Source organism: Stutzerimonas sp. C6.4V (genome assembly GCF_058536345.1).
Window position 1 is genome coordinate 415,948 of sequence record NZ_JBZUBM010000002.1, and the last position, 20,066, is coordinate 436,013.

The window sequence follows — 20,066 nt, forward strand, 5'->3', positions numbered from 1 at the left end:
ATTCGAGAAGGCACATCCGACGCCAAACAGGCGCCACCCACCTGCTTTTTTCAGGACGAAAAAAAACCTCGAACTTCGTTGGGGGAGGGGGAAGTTCGAGGTTCAAGTCCGGAACGCCATAGGCGTATCCAGAGATCTGCCAACACTTAACACAACAAGGAGCATCGAAGGGCTTTTACACCCTTCGTAGCCTATGACCAGGCTTTAGATCCACGAGTTCAATACGAAACGAAATTATTTTTAAGAATCGAGCAGAACTGCTCTAAAACGGAGCATCGCGCCGCGTCACGCCAGCCCAGCGGCGCCCTTTCGAGGCGCAAGAAACTGCCTCTTTTCGCTCAGGGGAACCGAGCGCCCTAACAGAGGGCACGTCAGCGGCATCCCGGTTGGTTTCCTGCGTCAGTGTGCCTCGTCCCAGTTGTTGCCAACCCCAGCCTCGACCAGCAGCGGCACATCCAGCTGCGCGGCTCCGCTCATCAGCGGCAGGATCTTTTCACGAACCTGTTGGACCAGATCTTCCCGAACCTCGACCACCAGTTCGTCGTGCACCTGGAGGATGACGCGCGCATCCAACCCGCTCTCCTGCAGCCAGTTATCCACCGCGATCATGGCGCGCTTGATGATGTCCGCCGCGGTGCCCTGCATCGGTGCGTTGATAGCCGTGCGCTCGGCGCCTTTGCGCATGGCGCCGTTCTTCGAATTAATCTCCGGCAGATACAACCGACGGCCGAACAGCGTCTCGACGAACCCCTGCTCCGCTGCTTGCGTGCGGGTGCGCTCCATGTAGGCGAGCACGCCGGGATAGCGGGCGAAGTAGCGGTCGATGTAGGCCTGGGCTTCGCCGCGACCGACATCGATCTGCTTGGCCAGACCAAACGCGCTCATGCCGTAAATCAGCCCGAAGTTGATCGCCTTGGCGCTGCGTCTCTGATCGTTGCTCACCTGATCCAGCTCGACGCCGAACACTTCCGCGGCGGTGGCGCGGTGCACGTCCAGGTCGTTCTGGAAGGCATGCAGCAGACCGGCGTCCTGCGCCAGGTGCGCCATGATGCGCAGCTCGATCTGCGAGTAATCCGCCGCCAGGAGCTTGTAGCCCGGTGCGGCGACGAAGGCCTGGCGAATGCGCCGCCCCTCGGCAGTGCGGATCGGGATGTTCTGCAGGTTCGGATCTGACGATGACAACCGCCCGGTCGCCGTCACGGCCTGGTGGTAGCTGGTGTGAATGCGTCCGGTGCGCGGATTGATCTGCAACGGCAGCTTGTCAGTGTAGGTGCCCTTGAGCTTGCTCAGGCTGCGGTGCTGCATGATCACCTTGGGCAGCGGGTAATCCTTCTCGGCCAGGTCGGCGAGCACGCTTTCAGCGGTGGACGGCTGGCCGCCGGCGGTCTTCGACAGCACCGGGCAGCCGAGCTTGTCATAAAGGATCGCGCAGAGCTGCTTGGGCGAGCCGAGGTTGAATTCCTCGCCGGCAATCTCATAGGCCTCGCGCTCCAGCTCGACGAGCTTGTTACCGATCTCGACGCTCTGCAGCCCCAGCAGGTTGGCATCGACCAGCGCACCGTTGCGCTCGATGCGCGCCAGCACAGGCACCAGCGGCATCTCGATTTCGTTGAGCACCTTGAGCAGCGACGGCGTGGCTTCGAGCTTGCTCATCAGGGTCTGGTGCAGGCGCAGGGTGACGTCGGCGTCCTCGGCAGCGTAGGGCCCGGCCTGCTCGACGGCGATCTGGTCGAAGGTCAGCTGCTTGGCGCCCTTGCCGGCGATGTCCTCGAAGCGGATGGTGCCGCGGCCGAGGTACTTGAGCGCCAGGCTGTCCATGTCGTGGCGCGTGGCCGTGGCGTCGAGCACATAGGATTCGAGCATGGTATCGAAGGTCATGCCGCGCATCTCGATGCCGTAGTGCATCAGCACGTTCATGTCGTACTTGCCGTGCTGGCAGATCTTGCGCTTGCCGGCATCCTCCAGCAGCGGCTTGAGCGCGCCGAGCACGGCATCCAGCTCGAGCTGCTGCGGCACGCCCATGTAGCTGTGGGCCAGCGGCACATAGGCCGCCTTGCCGGCTTCGATGGCGAAGGAGACGCCGACCAGTTGCGCCTTTTGCGCGTCCAGGCTGGTGGTCTCGGTATCGAAGGCGAAGCACTCGGCGCTCTTCAGGCGTTCGAGCCAGGCATCGAACTCGGCCTGCTCGAAGATGGTGCTGTATTCGGCTTCTGCCTGGATCGAGCAACCCTCGGGCTGCACCTCGCAGTTTTCCCCGGCAGCCTTCGCATCGCGCAGCAGTTCTTCGAGCCAGTTCTTGAATTCCAGCTCGCGGTAGAGCGCGATCAGCGCTTCGCGGTGCGGCTCGCCCGGCATCAGGTCGCCCACTTCCACGTCCAGCGGCACGTCGATCTTGATGGTCGCAAGCTCGTAGGACATGAACGCCGCCTCGCGGTGCTCCTCGAGCTTGGCGGCCAGCGACTTGGCACCGCGAATCGGCAGGTCGCAAACCTTGTCGAGATTCTCGTAGAGCCCCTTGATCCCACCGGGGATGCCGTTGAGCAGGCCACAGGCGGTCTTCTCGCCGACACCGGGCACGCCCGGGATGTTGTCGACCTTGTCACCCATCAGGGCGAGGAAGTCGATGATCAGCTCCGGGCCAACGCCGAACTTGTTCTTCACACCTTCGATGTCATAGACGCTACCGGTCATGGTGTTGACCAGGGTGACGTGCGGGCAGACCAGCTGCGCCATGTCCTTGTCGCCGGTGGAGATGATCACGTCGCGCTTGAGCGCGGCACACTGACGCGCCAGTGTTCCAATCACGTCGTCCGCCTCGACGCCATCGACGCACAGCAGTGGCATGCCCAGTGCACGCACGCTGGCGTGCAGCGGCTCGACCTGACCGCGCAGGTCATCGGGCATTGGCGGACGGTGGGACTTGTAGTCAGCGAACAGCGTGTCGCGGAAGGTCGGGCCCTTGGCATCGAAAACCACCGCGAAGGGGCTGTCCGGGTATTGCCGGCGCAGTGACAACAGCATGTTCAACACGCCCTTGACCGCCCCGGTGGGCTTGCCTGTCGAGGTGGTCAGGGGCGGCAGGGCGTGAAAGGCGCGGTAGAGGTAGGACGAACCGTCCACCAGAACGAGGGGCGCTTGGCTCATGAGCAGGATCAACCTTTTCGGCGGGCCCGCGGCTAGAATGCATCGGACCACTTGACGACAAAGGGACAAGGTTATCATGCGCACAATCAAACCTCTGATGCTGGCCGGCCTGCTGGCCCTGGCACCGCTGAGCGGTTATGCCCAGGAGCCCGTCGAAGGCGAGCCCGACGTGACGATCCGCCAGGAAGGCGAGCGCACGGTCGAGGAATATCGCGTCAACGGCTTCCTTTATGCGGTAAAGATCACGCCGAAGAACGGCAAGCCCTATTTTCTCGTGCGAGCCGACGGCGACAGCAATTTCATTCGTGCCGACAGGCCGGATATGCTCATCCCAGCCTGGGAAATCTTCAGCTGGTAAGCTGTCGCCTGCACACGTAATGGAAGTCACTCATGTCGGTATTCACGCCCCTGCAACGCGAAGAACTCGAGATATTTCTGGCGCCCTATGGACTTGGACGCCTGCGTAGCTTCGAGGGCATTGCTGCCGGCAGCGAGAACAGCAACTTCTTCATCAGCCTAGAGCAGGGCGAATATGTTCTGACCCTGATCGAGCGCGGGCCGAGCCAGGACTTGCCATTTTTTGTCGAACTGCTCGACGTGCTTCACCGCGCCGGCCTGCCAGTGCCCTATGCGCTGCGTACCGACCGCGGCGAAGCCTTGCGCACGTTGGCGGAAAAACCAGCACTGCTGCAGCCGCGCCTGGCGGGCAAACATGTCGCCTCACCCAATACGCACCACTGCGCCGAAGTGGGCAGGCTGCTGGCCCAGCTGCACCTGGCGACGCGCGACCAGATCATCGAGCGGCGCAGCGACCGCGGCCTGGACTGGATGCAGGAGGAAGGTCCAGGCCTGGCCCTGTCGATGGGCGAGGACCATTTGCCATTGCTACGTAACAGCCTGGCCGAGATCGCCGAGCTGAAGCCGAAGATTCTTGCCCTTCCCCGTGCGAACCTGCACGCCGACCTGTTTCGCGACAACCTGCTGTTCGAAGGCAGCCACCTGACCGGTGTCATCGATTTCTACAACGCCTGCTCGGGACCGATGCTCTACGACATCGCCATAACCGTGAATGACTGGTGCTCGCACCCCAACGGCGAAATCGACGAGGCGCGCTGCGAGGCGCTGCTGGCCGCTTACTCCAGCCTGCGCCGCTTCACCCCGGCCGAGGCCGAGCTGTGGCGGCCGATGCTCCGTGTGGCCTGCGTACGCTTCTGGTTTTCGCGGCTCATCGCTGCGCAAAGGTTCGCTGGTCAACCCGTATTGATCAAGGACCCCGAAGAATTCCGCCGCATGCTCAGCGCCCGCCAACACTGCCACAGCGCCCTGCCGTTTGCCTTCTGAGCGCAACCCAGAACGCGGTCGCGCCGCGGCTGTGCGCAAACGGCTGGGACGGCATTGATATGTGCAATCAAACAGCCATCCTCGTTGTCGAATCCTGCACACCAATCGGTCGTACGGGCTGCATCCAAGCTTTGAGCTCTGCCTCAGCGGCGATCTCGAGGAACATTTTCATCGGTTCGGCGTCAAGTACACCCCGACCCTGCTCCTCGTTGCGGCTGGGGCTACATGACCGGTCTCAGCCATTCGCCTGCAGCGACAAGATCCTTCACTGCGATTACCCGCTGTCCAGCACTTGGTGCAACGCCCGTCCGGATGACTTTACTAACGCACCCCTGCCAGAAGCTTGGGCGCTCAATATCCCGATGCGCCTGGCCGCTCCGGCCGGGCCGCATTGTTTTCAGGGAACACATGCATGACCTCACGCTATGTAATCAATGCCTCGGTTACCCCGAAAGGTAGTCTGGAGACGCTGTCCCAACGGGAAGTCCAGCAACTGAGCGAAGCGGGCTGCGGCAGCACCTACACGCTTTTCCGCCAATGCGTTCTGGCGATCCTCAACACCGGCGCGCGTATCGACAACGCCAAGACCATCCTCGAGGCCTACGATGACTTCGAGGTGCGCATCCATCAGCAGGATCGCGGCGTGCGCCTGGAGCTGCTCAACGCCCCTGCCGATGCCTTCGTCGATGGCGAGATGATCGCCAGTACCCGCGAAATGCTCTTCAGCGCGCTGCGTGACATTGTCTACACCGAAAGCGAACTGGGCAGCCCACGCATCGACCTGAGCAACTCTCAGGGCATCACCGATTACGTCTTCCACCTGCTGCGCAACGCCCGCACGCTGCGCCCCGGTGTCGAGCCGAACATGGTGGTGTGCTGGGGCGGGCACTCGATCAGCACCGAGGAATACAAGTACAGCAAGCGCGTCGGCCATGAGCTGGGCCTGCGCAACCTGAACATCTGCACCGGTTGCGGCCCAGGTGTGATGAAGGGTCCGATGAAGGGCGCGACCATCGCCCACGCCAAGCAACGCATCGTCGGCGGCCGTTACCTGGGCCTGACCGAGCCGGGCATCATCGCTGCCGAGGCGCCGAACCCGATCGTCAACGAACTGGTGATCCTCCCGGATATCGAAAAGCGCCTGGAAGCTTTCGTCCGCGTCGGTCACGGCATCATCATCTTCCCCGGCGGGGTCGGCACGGCAGAGGAGTTCCTGTATCTGCTTGGCATTCTGCTGCACCCGGACAACCGCGACGTGCCTTTCCCCGTCATCCTCACCGGCCCGGAAAGCGCTGCGCCCTATCTGGAGCAGATACGCGATTTCGTCGGCGCCACGCTCGGCGAGAAGGCACAGGGGCTCTATCAGATCATCATCGACAACCCGACCGAGGTGGCCCGGCAGATGTCCGAAGGCTTGAAGGCGGTCAAGCAGTTCCGCCGGGAGCGCAACGATGCCTTCCATTTCAACTGGCTGCTGAAGATCGAGGAAGGCTTCCAGCACCCCTTCGACCCTACTCACGAGAACATGGCCAGCCTGCAGCTGACTCGCGATGTGCCGCCGCATCTGTTGGCGGCGAACCTGCGCCGCGCCTTCTCCGGCATCGTGGCGGGCAACGTCAAGGACAAGGGCATCCGCCGCATCGAAGAGTTCGGCCGCTACGAGATCCACGGCGACCCGGCGATCATGAAGCCGCTGGACAAGCTGCTACAGGCGTTCGTCGTCCAGCACCGTATGAAACTGCCCGGCGGCCGCCCCTATGAGCCGTGCTATCGCGTGGTGACCTGAGGTCCTGTACGCGGTAAACGACGGAAGCGCCTTCGGCGATTCCGTCCTACAGGCAGCTAACATGCCCAGCCATCGTAGGTTGGATTAGCCGAAGGCGTAATCCGACGGTCCGAAGGCGTAATCCAACCCTGCTCACCCACACTTCGAATTGCCACAATTCAGACACGTCGCGCAGCCATCCATCTGCACCACCGCCTGGGTATTGCACTTGCTGCACAGCTGCGCGCCGGCGGGGAAGCCCTCGCCCGGCTCCACCGTGACCGCACCCTGGCTGGTTTCGTAGGCGGCGCGCTTTTCGGCCAGGTACTTGAGCTGGGCTTCATCCAGCGCATGACCTTCGAGCATGCCGATAGCGATCAGATGCCGCTCCAGAACGCCGCCGATCTCGGCCACGATGGACGGCATATAGACCCCGCCCTTCTTGAGGTAGCCGCCGCGGGGATCGAACACCGCTTTCAGTTCCTCGACGAGAAAGGTGCAATCCCCGCCCTTGCGGAACACCGCGGACATGATGCGGGTGAGCGCGACGATCCACTGGAAGTGATCCATGTTCTTCGAGTTGATGAATATCTCGAACGGGCGTCGCTGCTCGTGGGGCGTGCCAGCGTTGAGGACGACATCGTTGACGGTGACATAGAGCGCGTGCTCGAACAGCGGCGACTTGATCTTGTAGGTCATGCCGACCAGGGTTTCCGGCCGCTGCAGGCTTTCGTCCATTTCCACCACGTTGGCTTTTCCGGTGGCGTTGTCAGCACTGACGGCGGGCCGCTCGAGGGTTTCGTCGACGACCTTGAAGCCCTTGATGCGCTGCGTGATTTTTACGGTCATTGCGGGTTCTCCAGTCGGGGCTCAATACTTGCCGTAATAGCCTTCTTTGAGTGCGTCGAACAGGTTGGCGGCGGAATTGACCTCACCGTCGTACTCGACCTCTTCGTTGCCTTTGAGCTCGACCACACTGCCGTCCTCGAGGATGAAGCGGTACAGGGTCTTCTCCAGGTCAGCCTCCTTGACCAGCACGCCCTGGAAGGCGGCCGGGTTGAAGCGGAAGGTGGTGCAGCCCTTGAGGCCCTGGTGCCAGGCGTAGCGGTAGATATCCTTGAACGCCTCGAAGGGATAGTCGGTGGGCACGTTGGCGGTCTTTGAGATCGACGAGTCGACCCACTTCTGCGCGGCGGCCTGGATGTCGACGTGCTGGGTCGGGGTAACATCGTCGGCGGTGATGAAGTACTCCGGCAGCTTCTGCCCCGACTCGGTGGCGGCCGGCGTGGCCTGCGGGTTGATCAGGGTGCGATAGGCCAGCAACTCGTAGCTGAACACCTCGATCTTTTCCTTGGCCTTGCGCCCCGGGCGGATCAGGTTGCGCGAGTACTGATGGGCGAAGCTCGGCTCGATGCCGTTGGAGGCGTTGTTGGCCAGGCTCAGGCTGATGGTGCCGGTGGGCGCGATGGAGCTGTGGTGGGTGAAACGCGCGCCCTGCTCGGCGAGTTGCTCGATCAGCTCGGGGGCGTATTCGGCGATCTTCTGCATGTAGCGCGAATATCTGGCGTGTAGCACCCGGCCCGGCACTAGATCGCCGACCTTGTAGCCGTCCTTGTTCATTTCGGGACGCTTGCGCAGCATCTCGGCAGTGACCTCGAAGGTCTCGGCCAGTAGCGGCGCGGGGCCCTTCTCCTTCGACAACGCCAGCGCCTCTTCCCAGCCGACCAGCGCCATCTCGCGGGCCACCTCTTCAGTGAATACGCAGGCTTCCGGGCTGCCATAACGCAGCTTGAGCAGGGTCAGGGCCGAGCCGAGTCCGAGGAAACCCATGCCGTGGCGGCGCTTGCTCTCGATTTCGTGACGCTGCTGCGCCAGCGGCAATCCGTTGATCTCCACCACGTTGTCGAGCATCCGGGTGAACAGGCGCACTACTTCGCGGTACCTGTCCCAATCGAAGCGCGCCTCGGCGCCGAACGGGTCGATGACGAAGCGGGTCAGGTTGATCGAGCCCAGCAGGCAGGAGCCATAGGGCGGCAGTGGCTGCTCACCGCAAGGATTGGTCGCCCGAATTGCCTCGCACCACCAGTTGTTGTTCAGCTGGTTGACGCGGTCGATGAGGATGAAGCCTGGCTCGGCGTAGTCGTAGGTGGACACCATGATCATGTCCCACAGATGTCGCGCCTTGGCCCGCCCATAGATCCTGCAGGCGACCAGACCGTCGTCGCGGACGATGTAGCCATCATGGCTCGGCCATTCGCGCCAGAGCACCTGCTCCGGGTCGTCGAGGTCGTGGTCGGCCTTTTCCTTGAGGTGTAGCGGGAAGATCAGCGGCCAGTCCTGGTCCGCCTCCACGGCCTGCATGAACTCATCGGTGATCAGCAGGCTGAGGTTGAACTGGCGCAGCCTGCCGTCCTCGCGTTTGGCGCGGATGAATTCGCGCACGTCCGGGTGGCCGACGTCGAAGGTGCCCATCTGCGCGCCGCGACGTCCGCCGGCGGAGCTGACGGTGAAGCACATCTTGTCGAAGATATCCATGAACGACAGCGGGCCGCTGGTATGCGCGCCGGCGCCGGAGACAAAGGAGCCGCGCGGCCGAAGCGTGCTGAACTCATAGCCGATGCCGCAGCCGGCCTTGAGCGTCAGGCCGGCTTCATGGACCTTGCCGAGGATGTCATCCATCGAGTCATTGATGGTGCCGGATACGGTGCAGTTGATCGTCGAGGTGGCCGGTTTGTAGTCCTGCGCACCGGCGTTGGAAATGATCCGTCCAGCAGGGATCGCGCCGTTGCGCAGCGCCCAGAGGAAGCGCTCGTACCAGAGCTCACGGGTTTCCGGGGTTTCCACCTCGGAGAGTGCTCGCGCCACCCGCTGCCAGGTGGCGTCGACACTGTCATCGACGGCGCTGCCATCCTTGCGGGTCAGGCGGTATTTCTGTGCCCAGATATCTTCGGACGCCGCCTGCAATGCGATGTCAGCTGTGGTTTTCGTCTCTGCCTCGATGGGCCCGTTCGTCCTCGCCATGCGCAGCGCAACCTCGTGTCGATGGAGTGGAAACCAAAGCACGAAGCATAGTCAGCGATGCCAGAAGCTCGAATGACACGCATCAAGTCACCGACGGACAACCCATCGAAACGCCCAACGGCTGAGCTGCCCATTGGGGTGCCCTGTAGCGGGTCAGAGCGACTCGAGGCAGCCTGCCAGCGAGTTGCCGAGGTTATCGATCAGTTGCTCGTAGCCACCCGCTGAAACCTCGATGTCGTAGCCGAGTGCATCCAGTTCGGCGACCTTAACCGGGAGTCCGCGGGTCAGGCTGTCAACCAGACGCGGGCGCACCGGTGGCTCGTAGAACACGCAGCTCGGGCCGGCCTGCTCCAGACGCTCACGCATCGCGGCAACGTGTCGCGCGCCCGGCTGGGCTTCGCCACCTGCACTGAACACACCGGCGTGCTTGATGTTGTAGGCCGACTCGAAATACTCATAGGCCTCGTGAAAGACAAAGAAGGGCTTGGCGCGCGTCTCACTCAGGCGCTTGTTCAGCCGTTCATCGAGAGCAGCCAGGCGCTGCTTGAACGCCGCCAGGTTGGCCTCGTAGCGCTGGGCGTTTGCCGGGTCGGCTTTGGCCATGTCCCTGGCCATCACTTCGGCGATAGCCACGGCATTGGCAGGCAGCAACCAGAGGTGCGCGTCCAGGCTGCCGGGGCGATGGGCATGATCGTGTTCGTCGTGGCTGGCAGCCGTTGTCTCGGTAGCTCCATGATCATGGCCGTCATGGCCATCTTCATCGTGAGCGTGCTCGGCTTCATGGTCATGTTCAGCATGGTTGCCAGCTGCCTCGCCAAAGTGGCGCAGCGTCAGCCCCGGAATGGACTGTACGGCGACGCTCGGGCCTTTGCGGCCGCTCAGCAGCGGTTCCAGAAAAGTCTCCATGTCAGGGCCTATCCAATAGACGAGATCGGCGCTGCGCAGCTGCCGTACGTCGGATGGGCGCATGGCGTAATGATGGGGCGAGGCGCCTGGCGGCAGCAGGACCTCAGGCTTGCCGACACCGTCCTGAACGGCAGCGGCGATGAGTTGCAAGGGCTTGATGCTGGTCAGCACCTCGACCTCGGCATGGGCCTGGACACTGGTGAAGAGGCTGGCAGTGAGAAGCAAGGGAAGTGAAAAAAGACGGAACACGGGCAACACTCGATTGAACTGAATAGGTAACATAATAACGTCTCTAAGCCACCTCGTCTCCGCCCATGCCCAAGTCCCCGCTGGCCTGCACGCCCCATGACCATGACCACTGCGTCAGCAGTGCCCTGGCAGAAGCCGATCTTCTCTGCGAACGCTCCGGTGTGCGCCTGACCGCCCTGCGCAAGCGCGTACTGGAGCTGGTCTGGCAGAGCCACAAGCCGCTCGGCGCCTACGACATCCTCGCCGAGCTGACGGCTCAGGACGGTCGCCGCGCCGCGCCGCCCACCGTTTACCGGGCGCTGGATTTCCTGCTGGAGAACGGGTTGGTGCACCGCATCGCCTCGCTCAACGCCTTCATTGGCTGCAATCACCCGGAGCATCCCCATCAGGGCCAGTTCCTGATCTGCCGCAAATGTCACACCGCCATCGAGCAGGAGCAGCCCGCCATCAGCGAGGCCATCGACCAGGCCGCGCGCGAGGTGGATTTCCAGGTCGAAGGCCAGACGGTCGAAGTGGTCGGCATGTGCGCGCCCTGCCGGAACGCCGCATGAGCGAAGCGTTGATCCGCCTGGATGACATCCATGTGCGCTTCGCCAAGCAGACGGTGCTCGAAGGCGCTCAGCTGCAGGTCCATCGTGGCGAAATCGTCACCCTGATCGGCCCCAACGGCGCCGGCAAGACCACCCTGGTGCGCGCCGTCCTCGGCTTGCTCAAGCCCGATAGCGGCACGGTCTGGCGCAAGCCGCGGCTGCGCGTCGGCTATATGCCGCAGAAGCTGCATGTCGACCCTACATTGCCGCTGTCGGTGTTGCGCTTCTTGCGTCTGGTGCCAGGCGTCGACCGCGCCGCTGCGCTGGCGGCGCTGAGCGAAGTGGGCGCCGAACATGTCATCGACAGCCCGTTGCAATCGGTTTCCGGCGGCGAGATGCAGCGCGTGCTGCTGGCCCGCGCCCTGCTGCGTCAGCCTGAGTTGCTGGTGCTGGACGAGCCGGTGCAAGGCGTCGACGTCGCCGGCCAGGCCGAGCTGTACCGGCTGATCGGGCGGCTGCGCGAACGCTATGGCTGCGGCGTGCTGATGGTCTCCCACGACCTGCATTTGGTGATGAGCGCCACCGACCAGGTGGTCTGCCTGAATCGCCACGTCTGCTGCTCCGGCCACCCGGAACAGGTCAGCGCTGACCCGGCGTTTGTCGAACTGTTTGGCCAGGACGCCCGCAGCCTGGCGATCTATCACCATCAGCACGACCACAGCCACGACCTGCATGGCAGCGTGGTCACCGGCAAACCTCACGTCCACGGCCCGAATTGCAAGCACTGATAACCTGATGCCTGACTTCCTCCTCAATGCACTATTGGCCGGCCTCGCGCTGGCGCTGGTCGCCGGCCCGCTTGGTTCCTTCGTGGTCTGGCGGCGGATGGCCTACTTTGGCGACACCCTTTCCCACTCCGCCCTGCTCGGCGTGGCGCTGGGTCTGTTGCTGGACATCAACCTGACCCTGGCCGTGACCTTCTGCTGCGTGTTGCTCGCGGTGCTGCTGGTGACCCTGCAGCAGCGCCAGCCGCTGGCATCCGACACGCTGCTGGGCATCCTCGCCCACAGCAGCCTGTCCCTCGGCCTGGTGTCGCTGAGCTTCATGAAGGACGTACGCATCGACCTGATGGGCTATCTGTTCGGCGACTTGCTGGCCGTCAGCCCGACCGATCTGGCCTGGATCGTTGGTGGCAGCGCCCTGGTGCTGCTCGCGCTGGCTTTCCTCTGGAGGCCATTGTTGGCGGTCACGGTGCATGAGGAGCTGGCAAAGGTGGAAGGCCTGCCCGTGGCCGGTATCCGCCTGGCCTTGATGCTGCTGATCGCCATCGTGATAGCCGTGGCCATGAAGATTGTCGGCGTGCTCCTGATCACCTCGCTGCTGATCATTCCCGCCGCTGCCGCACAGCGCCACGCGCGCACCCCGGAACAAATGGCCATGGGCGCCAGCCTGCTGGGCCTGCTGGCGGTGTGCTGCGGCCTCTCCCTATCGTGGTATCAGGACACGCCGGCCGGCCCCTCGATCGTGGTGTCTGCCGCGGCCATGTTTCTGCTCAGCTTTGCCTGGCCGCGCCGGAACTAGACCGATGACCACGCTGAAATACCTGCAGGGCTATCCCGCATCATTGCAGGATCAGGTTCGCCGGATGATCGAAGAGCAGCGGTTGGGCGACTACCTGGAGCGCTGTTATCCGCAACGCCATCAGGTACAAAGCGACAAGGCACTGTATGGCTACGTCCAGCAGTTGCGCCAGAGTCATCTCAAGAGCGCACCGAGCATCGACAAGGTGCTTTACGACAACCGCCTCGACCTCACCCATCGCGCGCTGGGCCTGCACACGGCGGTGTCTCGTGTGCAAGGCGGCAAGCTCAAGGCGAAGAAGGAGATTCGCGTCGCCGCGCTGTTCAAGGAAGCAGCGCCGGAGTTCTTGCAGATGATCGTCGTGCACGAACTGGCGCACCTGCGCGAGAGCGACCACAACCGGGCGTTCTACAAGCTCTGCGAACACATGATGCCCGGCTATGCGCAAACCGAGTTCGACCTGCGCTGCTACCTGCACTGGCGCGAACTGACTTAACCACAGGCTGCTGCAGACACAAAAAAGGCGGCCCGGAATCAACCGGGCCGCCTTGTTACGCTGCTGCAGTTACGCCGGCACCTGCTCCGCCGCCGCCTCGCGCGCCCAGATCCGGTGTTGCGCCAGTGCCTGCGCGAACGCCGTGAACACCGTGGCGACATCGCTATCCTCACCGGTCACCAGACCGGCATCTTCCGGCAGGTTGAGGGCTGTGAGCAGCTGCCGGGCATCACCCAGTACCGCGATCGGCTTGAGGTGCTTGTAGGCTTCGAGCAGGTAGTGCTTGGCCACGCCGGACTTGGCCATGGCCTGCACGCTCTGCGCGCCGCCCGGCACGAAGACCGCATCGAAAGCGATCGAAGGCATGCCGTCCATTGCCGCGTCAGGCGTGAGCATCTTGCCGTCGGCGGTCTTCACCGGCGCCGGTGACGGCCCGATCAGCTTGGCGATTGCGCCCTCGTCTGCCAGCTTCTGCTTGAAAGCCTCGATAGCCTTACCGTCCACACCGTTGGCGATAAGGATGGCCACTTTGCGCGACTTGATATTGCCCGACAGATGATTCATCAGGCTCAGCGCCGGTGAGCTGGCCGGGTTTGGCTGCTTGAGGGTGATGGTCGGGGCTGTAGGCGGTGTCACGCCGATGTTTTCCGCGACGCGACGCGCCAGCTCCAGGTCGATATTGGCGAGGATCTCGTTGACCTGGCGCTCACGGATGAACACCCGTTCGACCTTGCCCAGCTCGAAGCTGTAGGCGCCGATGATGTGTTCCTTCTCCGGCGCGCTCATGCTGTTCCAGAACAACGTGGCCTGGGAGAAGTGATCGCCGAACGAGGGGCTGCGTGCCCGCACCTTGTGCCCTTCCATCCGCTCCGGATAGCTCTCGAAGCCACCACCGCTGGCAGCAGGCGGCGTTTCCTTCGGCCAGCCGCTGTCGATGGAGTTGGGCTCGTAGTTGGCGCGGCCCTTGTTGATCGTCTGCCGGTGAAAGGCATCGCGCTGATTGTTGTGCACCGGCGCGATCGAACGGTTGATCGGGATTTCATGGAAATTCGGCCCACCGAGGCGCAGCAGCTGGGTGTCGGTGTAGGAAAACAGCCGGCCCTGCAGCAGCGGATCGTTGGTGAAATCGATGCCGGGCACGATATGGCCAATATGGAAGGCGGCCTGCTCGGTCTCGGCGAAAAAGTTGTCCGGGTTGCGATTGAGGGTCATCTTGCCGAGCTTCTGCACCGGCACCAGCTCTTCAGGAATGATCTTGGTCGGGTCCAGCAGGTCGAAGTCGAACTTGTGCTCGTCGGCCTCTTCCACCACCTGCACGCCCAGCTCCCACTCGAAATAGTCGCCCATCTCGATGGATTCCCAGAGATCGCGGCGGTTGAAGTCCGGGTCCTTGCCGGCGAGCTTCAGCGTCTCGTCCCAGACCAGCGAGAACGCACCGGCCACAGGCTTCCAGTGGAACTTGACGAAGCGGCTCACACCCTCGGCATTGATCAGGCGGAAGGTATGCACGCCGAACCCTTCCATGGCCCGCAGGCTGCGTGGGATGCCGCGGTCGGACATGGCCCAGATGACCATGTGCGCTGACTCGGGCGTCAGTGAAACGAAGTCCCAGAAACTGTCGTGGGCGGACTGGCCCTGGGGGATCTCGTTGTGCGGCTCGGGCTTCACTGCATGCACGAAGTCCGGAAATTTGATCGCGTCCTGGATGAAGAACACCGGCATGTTGTTGCCGACCAGGTCGAAAATGCCTTCATCGGTATAGAACTTGGTGGCGAAGCCGCGCACGTCGCGCACGGTATCGGCCGAGCCGCGCGAGCCCTGCACGGTGGAAAAACGCACGAATACCGGCGTTTCCTTGCCTTTGCCGGCGAGGAAGGACGCTTTGGTCAATGAACTGTGGTCGTCGTAGCTGACGAACACGCCGTGGGCAGCCGAGCCGCGGGCGTGCACGATGCGCTCGGGGATGCGCTCGTGATCGAAGTGCGTGAGCTTCTCGCGCATGATGAAGTCTTCGAGCAGCGACGGACCGCGTTCACCTGCCTTCAGCGTGTTCTGATTATCAGCGATCTTCACGCCCTGGTTCGTGGTGAGGGCTTCGCCCGTGGCATCGGAGCGGAAGGTTTCGAGCTGATCGAGCTTGGCGTTGTGATTCTTGCGATCGACGGTGTCGGTACCGGCGAGTTCGCTGTGCTTTGGATCTTTGTTTTCCGTCATCATGGGCCTCGGTTGAGCGGGTGGCTGAACCGCGAACAAATCGGGCCGTGCAGGCCCAACGCTTGATCAATTCACGGCGTACCGGTTAGTGACCCGGTAAAGCCCCGCAAGGTTGCGCTGTGCGGTGATTTGACCAATCAATCGGTCCGATGGCGTACCTCAATAACTGCAGGTTCGCTACGCCGGTGAAGCGCAAACGCGTAGAATGCTCGCCTTTCGCCGACTATCCCGGCACAGACGACCGCACCCACAAGGTTCGCCCGTGATCGAATTCCACCAAGTCCACAAAACCTATCGGACCGCCGGCCGCGATATTCCCGCGCTGCAACCGACGCAGCTGGAAATAGCTTCCGGTGAAGTGTTCGGTCTGATCGGCCATTCCGGTGCAGGCAAGAGCACCCTGCTGCGCCTGATCAACCGTCTGGAAGAACCGTCCGGTGGGCGCATTCTAGTCAACGGACAAGATGTCACCGCGCTCGACGCCAACGGCCTGCGCCGCTTCCGCCAGCGCGTCGGGATGATCTTTCAGCATTTCAACCTGCTGATGTCCAAGACTGTGGCCGATAATGTCGCCATGCCCCTGCGCCTGGCCGGCAACCATTCACGCAGCGAGATCGACAGCCGTGTGGCCGCCCTGCTCGAACGTGTCGGCCTCAAGGATCAGGCACGCAAGTACCCGGCGCAGCTGTCCGGTGGCCAGAAGCAGCGCGTCGGGATCGCCCGGGCACTGGCCACCGAGCCGGACATCCTGCTCTGCGACGAAGCCACCAGCGCCCTGGACCCGCAGACCACCGCCTCGGTGCTGCAGCTGCTGGCGGAGATCAATGCCGAGCTGAAGCTGACCATCGTGCTGATCACCCACGAGATGGACGTGATTCGCCGCGTATGCGACCGCGTCGCGGTGATGGACGGCGGTGCTATCGTCGAACAGGGGCCGGTCACCGAGGTGTTCCTGCACCCGAAGCATCCGACCACGCAACGTTTCGTCCTTGAAGACGAAGCGGTCGACGAAGGCGAGCAGCGTGACGATTTCGCCCATGTACCCGGCCGGATTCTGCGCCTGACCTTCCAGGGCGATGCCACCTACAAGCCGTTGCTCGGCACCGTAGCTCGGGAAACCGGCGTGGATTTCAGCATTCTTTCCGGCCGTATCGACCGCATCAAAGACACCCCCTACGGCCAGCTGACCCTGGCATTGGTAGGCGGCGACATGGCCGCCGCCCTGGCCCAACTCGATGCCGCTGACGTGCACGTGGAGGTGCTGCGCTGATGGACGCTTTGTTCAGCTCTTTATTGGGGAATGTCGACTGGTACGAGATCTGGCTGGCGACCCTGGACACCCTGCTGATGCTCGGCGGATCGCTGCTGTTCACCATCCTCCTCGGCCTGCCGCTGGGCGTGCTGCTGTTTCTTACCGGCCCGCGCCAGCTGTTCGAAAACGGCCCGCTGTACGGCTTTCTGTCCTTTGTGGTGAACGTGCTCCGATCGTTGCCGTTCATCATCCTGCTGATCGTGATGATTCCCTTCACGGTGCTGGTTACCGGCACCTCGCTGGGCGTCGCCGGGGCAATTCCCCCGTTGGTGGTGGGCGCGGCGCCCTTCTTTGCGCGACTGGTGGAAACCGCGCTGCGCGAAGTAGACCGCGGCATTATCGAGGCCACTCAAGCGATGGGTGCCACCACTCGGCAGATCATCTTCAATGCGCTGCTGCCCGAAGCCCGCCCAGGCATCATTGCCGCCGTCACCGTCACCGCTATCACGCTGGTTTCCTACACCGCCATGGCTGGCGTGGTGGGTGCGGGCGGGCTCGGCGATCTGGCCATCCGCTTCGGCTACCAGCGCTTCCAGACGGACGTCATGGTGGTCACGGTCGTTCTGCTGCTGGTCCTGGTGCAGGTGCTGCAGAGCGTTGGCGACAAGCTGGTAACGCATTTTTCCAGAAAATAACTGCCTAACCGGCACTGCTACAGGAACCCACAAGGAGCCCTCCATGAAAAAACTGCTCGCTGCCCTGGCCGCTGTCGCGGCTTTCTCCGCCCACGCCGCCGATGAACTGAACGTCGCCGCGACGGCCGTTCCGCACGCCGAAATTCTCGAGTTCGTCAAACCCCAGCTGGCCGAACAGGGCGTCGATCTGAAAGTGAAGGTCTTCACCGATTATGTGCAGCCCAACATCCAGGTATCGGAGAAACGCCTGGACGCCAACTTCTTCCAGCACCAGCCGTACCTGGATGAATTCAACAAGGGCAAGGGCACCGAGCTGGTCAGCGTTGCAGGCGTACACATCGAGCCCTTCGGCGCCTACTCGAGCAAACTGAAGTCCCTCGACGAGCTGCCCAAGGGCGCCACCGTCGTCATCCCCAATGACGCCACCAACGGCGGCCGCGCGCTGCTGCTGTTGCAGAAGGCCGGCGTGATCACCCTGAAGGACGGCGCGGGTATCACCGCCACGCCAAAGGACATCGCCGAGAACCCGAAGAACATCAAGATTCGCGAGCTGGAAGCCGCGACCCTTCCGCGTGTCCTGACCCAGGTCGACCTGGCGCTGATCAATACTAACTACGCGCTGGAAGCCAAGCTCAACCCCACCGAAGACGCCCTGTACATCGAAGGCAGCGACTCGCCCTACGTGAACATCCTGGTTGCCCGTCCGGACAACAAGGACAGCGCCGCCATGCAGAAGCTGATCGAAGCGCTGCACAGTGAAGAGGTCAAGCAGTTCATCAACGAGAAGTACAAAGGCGCCGTGGTCCCGGCGTTCTGACGCCTAAGAGCTGGCCCAACGAACCCCGCCTTGTGCGGGGTTTTTTATGCGGTAGAGGATCGCATCGATGCAGTGGACAGGTTCGAGCACCTACCACAGCGAAGTGCTTCGCGAGCAAGTTCCTCTCCTACAGGCCGGCGCTGCTCATAAGCGTACTATCGCACCACCACCAGCGGATGCCCCCGCTCGGGATGACGCTGCACCAGTACATCCAAACCAAACACTTCACGCAGCGGATCAGGCTGCAGCACCGCTTCGACGGCCCCCTGCAGGTGTGCCTGGCCGTCATGCAGAAGCAGCAGCCGATCGCAATAGCGCGCCGCCAGATTGAGATCATGAAGGATCACCAGCACCGCCGCGCCGTGTTCGGCAAAGCCGCGTACGGCCTGCAAGGTGCTGTGCTGATGCAGGGGATCGAGGGCAGAGGTCGGCTCGTCGAGCAGCAGCACCCGACCTTCAGCGCCGGGCCAGAGCTGCGCCAGCACCCGCGCCAGGTGTACCCGCTGGCGTTCACCCCCGGACAGCGACAGGTAACTGCGACCTTCCAGGTGCCTGGCATCAGCCGCAGCCAAGGCCTGCTCGACGATCAGCCGATCCGCCGCACGCCCTTCTGCGTGGGGCAGGCGGCCCATGGCGACCACCTCCTCCACGCGAAAGCCAAAGCTCAGGCTGGACTGCTGCGGCAACACCGCCAGGCGCTGGGCACGTTCGTGCGAAGGCCACTCATGCAGCGGGCGATCCGCCAACAGGACGCGCCCGGCATTGGCCGAGAGTTCACCACTGAGCGCGCCGAGCAGGCTGCTCTTGCCGGCACCGTTCGGCCCCAGGACACCAAAGACCTCACCGGCTCGCAATTGCAGCTCGATACCCTGCAGGACGCAACGGGTTCCGCGGCGCACTTCGAGGTTTTCCGCGCGGAGCATCAGTTGCGCCCCCGAACCAGCAGGAAGAGAAAGAAAGGTGCGCCGAGCAATGCGGTGACGATACCGATCGGCAGCTCGGCCGGTGCCAGCAGCAGCCGCGCCAGCAGGTCGGCTAACAGCAGCAGACTGGCACCCGCCAGCGCCGAAGCGGGCAGCAGCACGCGATGATCCGGCCCGCTGAGCAGGCGAATCAGATGCGGCACCACCAGGCCGATAAAGCCGATCAGCCCCGCCGCCGCCACCGCCGCGCCGACGCCAAGGGCGGTGAGAAACACCAGCTCGCGCTTGAGGCGTTCGATCTGAAAGCCCAGGTGCCGCGCTTCGGATTCACCCAGCAGCAAGGCATTCAGCGCTGCCGCACGACGTGGCAACCAGAGCGCCACGCCCATGACGATGACCAGCAGCGGCCAGAGCCTGGCGTAGCTCGCGCCGTTGAGGCTGCCCAGGTTCCAGAAGGTCAGGGTCCGCAGGGTGGCGTCATCGGCGAGGTAGGTGAACAGGCCAATGGCCGCCCCCGCCAATGCCGTCAGGGCGATACCGGCAAGCAGCATGGTGGCGACACTGGTCTGACCCTCGCGCCGGCCCAGCCGATAGACCGTGGCAGTCACCACCAGCCCCCCGGCAAATGCGCTGGCCGACAGTAAATAGGGTTCGAACGCAGCCGGCACACCGCCCAGTGCGGAACCAAAGACGATGGCCACCGCTGCGCCCAACGCCGCGCCGCTGGACACGCCGATCAGCCCCGGATCGGCCAGCGGATTGCGAAACAACCCCTGCATCGCCACCCCTGTCAGCGCCAGAACCGCACCGACCGCGAGCCCCAGCAGCGTACGGGGCAAACGGATCTGTCCGAGGATGAGTTCGGCCTGGGCCAGCTGAGGATCGGCTTCGCCCAGGCCCGCGAGGTTCAATACGGCGCGCCAGGTGTCGCCCGGCGCAAGGCTGACCGGCCCCAATGCCAGCGATAACCAGATGGACAGCAGCAACAGAACCGCCAGCAGTACGAACAGCGGGCGCGGGGGTAAAACGCGCGTCATCGGGATATGTCGGTAAGGGCCTGGGCGTAAGGATAAAAGGCTGCGGACAGCGCCGCCAGCTCCGCGGGCAACGGCGGGTGGATCTGTCTTTGCCA

17 protein-coding genes are annotated in these 20,066 nt (G+C 63.2%); 10 read left to right on the plus strand and 7 right to left on the minus strand.

The features are described 5' to 3' along the window. Positions 1-399 precede the first annotated feature (399 nt). Entirely contained in the window at positions 400-3,144 is a 2,745-nt protein-coding gene (gene polA / locus AC4LFW_RS17810) for a DNA polymerase I (RefSeq protein WP_491820809.1), read from the minus strand. Between the two features lie 76 nt (positions 3,145-3,220). On the opposite strand from polA, the gene AC4LFW_RS17815 reads away from it, so the two are divergent. The 3 genes from AC4LFW_RS17815 to ppnN all read left to right on the plus strand — a co-directional run bounded on the left by AC4LFW_RS17815 (position 3,221) and on the right by ppnN (position 6,271). Next, positions 3,221-3,502: a DUF2782 domain-containing protein gene (locus AC4LFW_RS17815; protein WP_491820811.1), complete on the plus strand. Its 282-nt coding sequence runs from the start codon at positions 3,221-3,223 to the stop codon at positions 3,500-3,502. A 32-nt stretch (positions 3,503-3,534) separates the two neighbouring features. Next, positions 3,535-4,485, plus strand: coding sequence for a homoserine kinase (locus AC4LFW_RS17820; RefSeq protein ID WP_491820813.1), 951 nt, complete (start codon positions 3,535-3,537; stop codon positions 4,483-4,485). A gap of 412 nt (positions 4,486-4,897) precedes the next feature. After that, on the plus strand, positions 4,898-6,271 hold the full coding sequence (ppnN, locus tag AC4LFW_RS17825; protein WP_491820815.1) for a nucleotide 5'-monophosphate nucleosidase PpnN: 1,374 nt from the start codon (positions 4,898-4,900) through the stop codon (positions 6,269-6,271). Positions 6,272-6,403: 132 nt separating this feature from the next. Here ppnN and AC4LFW_RS17830 read toward each other — a convergent pair whose 3' ends face one another. From AC4LFW_RS17830 to znuA, 3 genes are all read right to left on the minus strand, one after another. Continuing rightward, positions 6,404-7,099 (minus strand): TSCPD domain-containing protein, encoded by a 696-nt coding sequence (locus tag AC4LFW_RS17830; RefSeq protein WP_491820817.1) that lies wholly within the window; start codon positions 7,097-7,099, stop codon positions 6,404-6,406. A 21-nt stretch (positions 7,100-7,120) separates the two neighbouring features. Then, positions 7,121-9,271 (minus strand): adenosylcobalamin-dependent ribonucleoside-diphosphate reductase, encoded by a 2,151-nt coding sequence (locus AC4LFW_RS17835; protein WP_491820819.1) that lies wholly within the window; start codon positions 9,269-9,271, stop codon positions 7,121-7,123. Between the two features lie 153 nt (positions 9,272-9,424). Beyond that, entirely contained in the window at positions 9,425-10,459 is a 1,035-nt protein-coding gene (znuA, locus tag AC4LFW_RS17840; RefSeq protein WP_491820821.1) for a zinc ABC transporter substrate-binding protein ZnuA, read from the minus strand. A gap of 32 nt (positions 10,460-10,491) precedes the next feature. Between znuA and AC4LFW_RS17845 the strand changes: the two genes are divergently transcribed. From AC4LFW_RS17845 to AC4LFW_RS17860, 4 genes are read left to right on the plus strand one after another with little or no spacing between them, the layout of a single operon-like run. Beyond that, positions 10,492-10,977 (plus strand): Fur family transcriptional regulator, encoded by a 486-nt coding sequence (locus AC4LFW_RS17845; protein WP_491820823.1) that lies wholly within the window; start codon positions 10,492-10,494, stop codon positions 10,975-10,977. Further along, entirely contained in the window at positions 10,974-11,744 is a 771-nt protein-coding gene (znuC, locus tag AC4LFW_RS17850; protein ID WP_491820825.1) for a zinc ABC transporter ATP-binding protein ZnuC, read from the plus strand. The genes AC4LFW_RS17845 and znuC overlap by 4 nt, the downstream gene beginning before the upstream one ends. Positions 11,745-11,751: 7 nt before the next feature. Beyond that, positions 11,752-12,537 carry a zinc ABC transporter permease subunit ZnuB gene (gene znuB / locus AC4LFW_RS17855; protein ID WP_491820827.1) on the plus strand — a complete coding sequence of 262 codons (786 nt, stop codon included), beginning with the start codon at positions 11,752-11,754 and terminating at the stop codon, positions 12,535-12,537. 4 nt (positions 12,538-12,541) lie between these two features. Beyond that, a complete protein-coding gene (locus AC4LFW_RS17860; protein ID WP_491820828.1) occupies positions 12,542-13,033 on the plus strand; it encodes a YgjP-like metallopeptidase domain-containing protein in 492 nt (163 codons plus the stop codon). 69 nt (positions 13,034-13,102) lie between these two features. On the opposite strand, the gene katE is transcribed toward AC4LFW_RS17860, so the two are convergent. After that, entirely contained in the window at positions 13,103-15,286 is a 2,184-nt protein-coding gene (gene katE / locus AC4LFW_RS17865) for a catalase HPII (RefSeq protein WP_491820830.1), read from the minus strand. Between the two features lie 223 nt (positions 15,287-15,509). Between katE and AC4LFW_RS17870 the strand changes: the two genes are divergently transcribed. The 3 genes from AC4LFW_RS17870 to AC4LFW_RS17880 are packed head-to-tail and all read left to right on the plus strand — an operon-like array spanning position 15,510 to position 18,011. Beyond that, a complete protein-coding gene (locus AC4LFW_RS17870; RefSeq protein WP_491820832.1) occupies positions 15,510-16,517 on the plus strand; it encodes a methionine ABC transporter ATP-binding protein in 1,008 nt (335 codons plus the stop codon). Then, positions 16,517-17,194, plus strand: coding sequence for a methionine ABC transporter permease (locus AC4LFW_RS17875; RefSeq protein WP_417781142.1), 678 nt, complete (start codon positions 16,517-16,519; stop codon positions 17,192-17,194). The genes AC4LFW_RS17870 and AC4LFW_RS17875 overlap by 1 nt, the downstream gene beginning before the upstream one ends. A gap of 43 nt (positions 17,195-17,237) precedes the next feature. Further along, positions 17,238-18,011, plus strand: coding sequence for a MetQ/NlpA family ABC transporter substrate-binding protein (locus AC4LFW_RS17880; protein WP_491820834.1), 774 nt, complete (start codon positions 17,238-17,240; stop codon positions 18,009-18,011). 155 nt (positions 18,012-18,166) lie between these two features. Here AC4LFW_RS17880 and AC4LFW_RS17885 read toward each other — a convergent pair whose 3' ends face one another. After that, positions 18,167-18,934, minus strand: coding sequence for a heme ABC transporter ATP-binding protein (locus AC4LFW_RS17885; RefSeq protein ID WP_491820835.1), 768 nt, complete (start codon positions 18,932-18,934; stop codon positions 18,167-18,169). Beyond that, the gene (locus tag AC4LFW_RS17890) at positions 18,934-19,971 is read right to left on the minus strand and encodes a FecCD family ABC transporter permease (RefSeq protein WP_491820836.1); all 1,038 of its coding nucleotides are present in this window, start codon (positions 19,969-19,971) and stop codon (positions 18,934-18,936) included. The genes AC4LFW_RS17885 and AC4LFW_RS17890 overlap by 1 nt, the downstream gene beginning before the upstream one ends. Positions 19,972-20,066 lie beyond the last annotated feature (95 nt).

Excerpts from the sequence above, each read along its gene's own strand:
- AC4LFW_RS17880 (WP_491820834.1), top strand. The coding sequence starts at position 17,238 with ATGAAAAAACTGCTCGCTGCCCTGGCCGCTGTCGCGGCTTTCTCCGCC.
- polA (WP_491820809.1), bottom strand. The coding sequence starts at position 3,144 with ATGAGCCAAGCGCCCCTCGTTCTGGTGGACGGTTCGTCCTACCTCTAC.
- AC4LFW_RS17885 (WP_491820835.1), bottom strand. The coding sequence starts at position 18,934 with ATGCTCCGCGCGGAAAACCTCGAAGTGCGCCGCGGAACCCGTTGCGTC.
- znuC (WP_491820825.1), top strand. The coding sequence starts at position 10,974 with ATGAGCGAAGCGTTGATCCGCCTGGATGACATCCATGTGCGCTTCGCC.
- ppnN (WP_491820815.1), top strand. The coding sequence starts at position 4,898 with ATGACCTCACGCTATGTAATCAATGCCTCGGTTACCCCGAAAGGTAGT.
- AC4LFW_RS17860 (WP_491820828.1), top strand. The coding sequence starts at position 12,542 with ATGACCACGCTGAAATACCTGCAGGGCTATCCCGCATCATTGCAGGAT.
- znuA (WP_491820821.1), bottom strand. The coding sequence starts at position 10,459 with ATGTTACCTATTCAGTTCAATCGAGTGTTGCCCGTGTTCCGTCTTTTT.
- AC4LFW_RS17835 (WP_491820819.1), bottom strand. The coding sequence starts at position 9,271 with ATGGCGAGGACGAACGGGCCCATCGAGGCAGAGACGAAAACCACAGCT.
- AC4LFW_RS17830 (WP_491820817.1), bottom strand. The coding sequence starts at position 7,099 with ATGACCGTAAAAATCACGCAGCGCATCAAGGGCTTCAAGGTCGTCGAC.
- AC4LFW_RS17875 (WP_417781142.1), top strand. The coding sequence starts at position 16,517 with ATGGACGCTTTGTTCAGCTCTTTATTGGGGAATGTCGACTGGTACGAG.
- AC4LFW_RS17890 (WP_491820836.1), bottom strand. The coding sequence starts at position 19,971 with ATGACGCGCGTTTTACCCCCGCGCCCGCTGTTCGTACTGCTGGCGGTT.
- znuB (WP_491820827.1), top strand. The coding sequence starts at position 11,752 with ATGCCTGACTTCCTCCTCAATGCACTATTGGCCGGCCTCGCGCTGGCG.
- AC4LFW_RS17820 (WP_491820813.1), top strand. The coding sequence starts at position 3,535 with ATGTCGGTATTCACGCCCCTGCAACGCGAAGAACTCGAGATATTTCTG.
- AC4LFW_RS17845 (WP_491820823.1), top strand. The coding sequence starts at position 10,492 with ATGCCCAAGTCCCCGCTGGCCTGCACGCCCCATGACCATGACCACTGC.
- AC4LFW_RS17815 (WP_491820811.1), top strand. The coding sequence starts at position 3,221 with ATGCGCACAATCAAACCTCTGATGCTGGCCGGCCTGCTGGCCCTGGCA.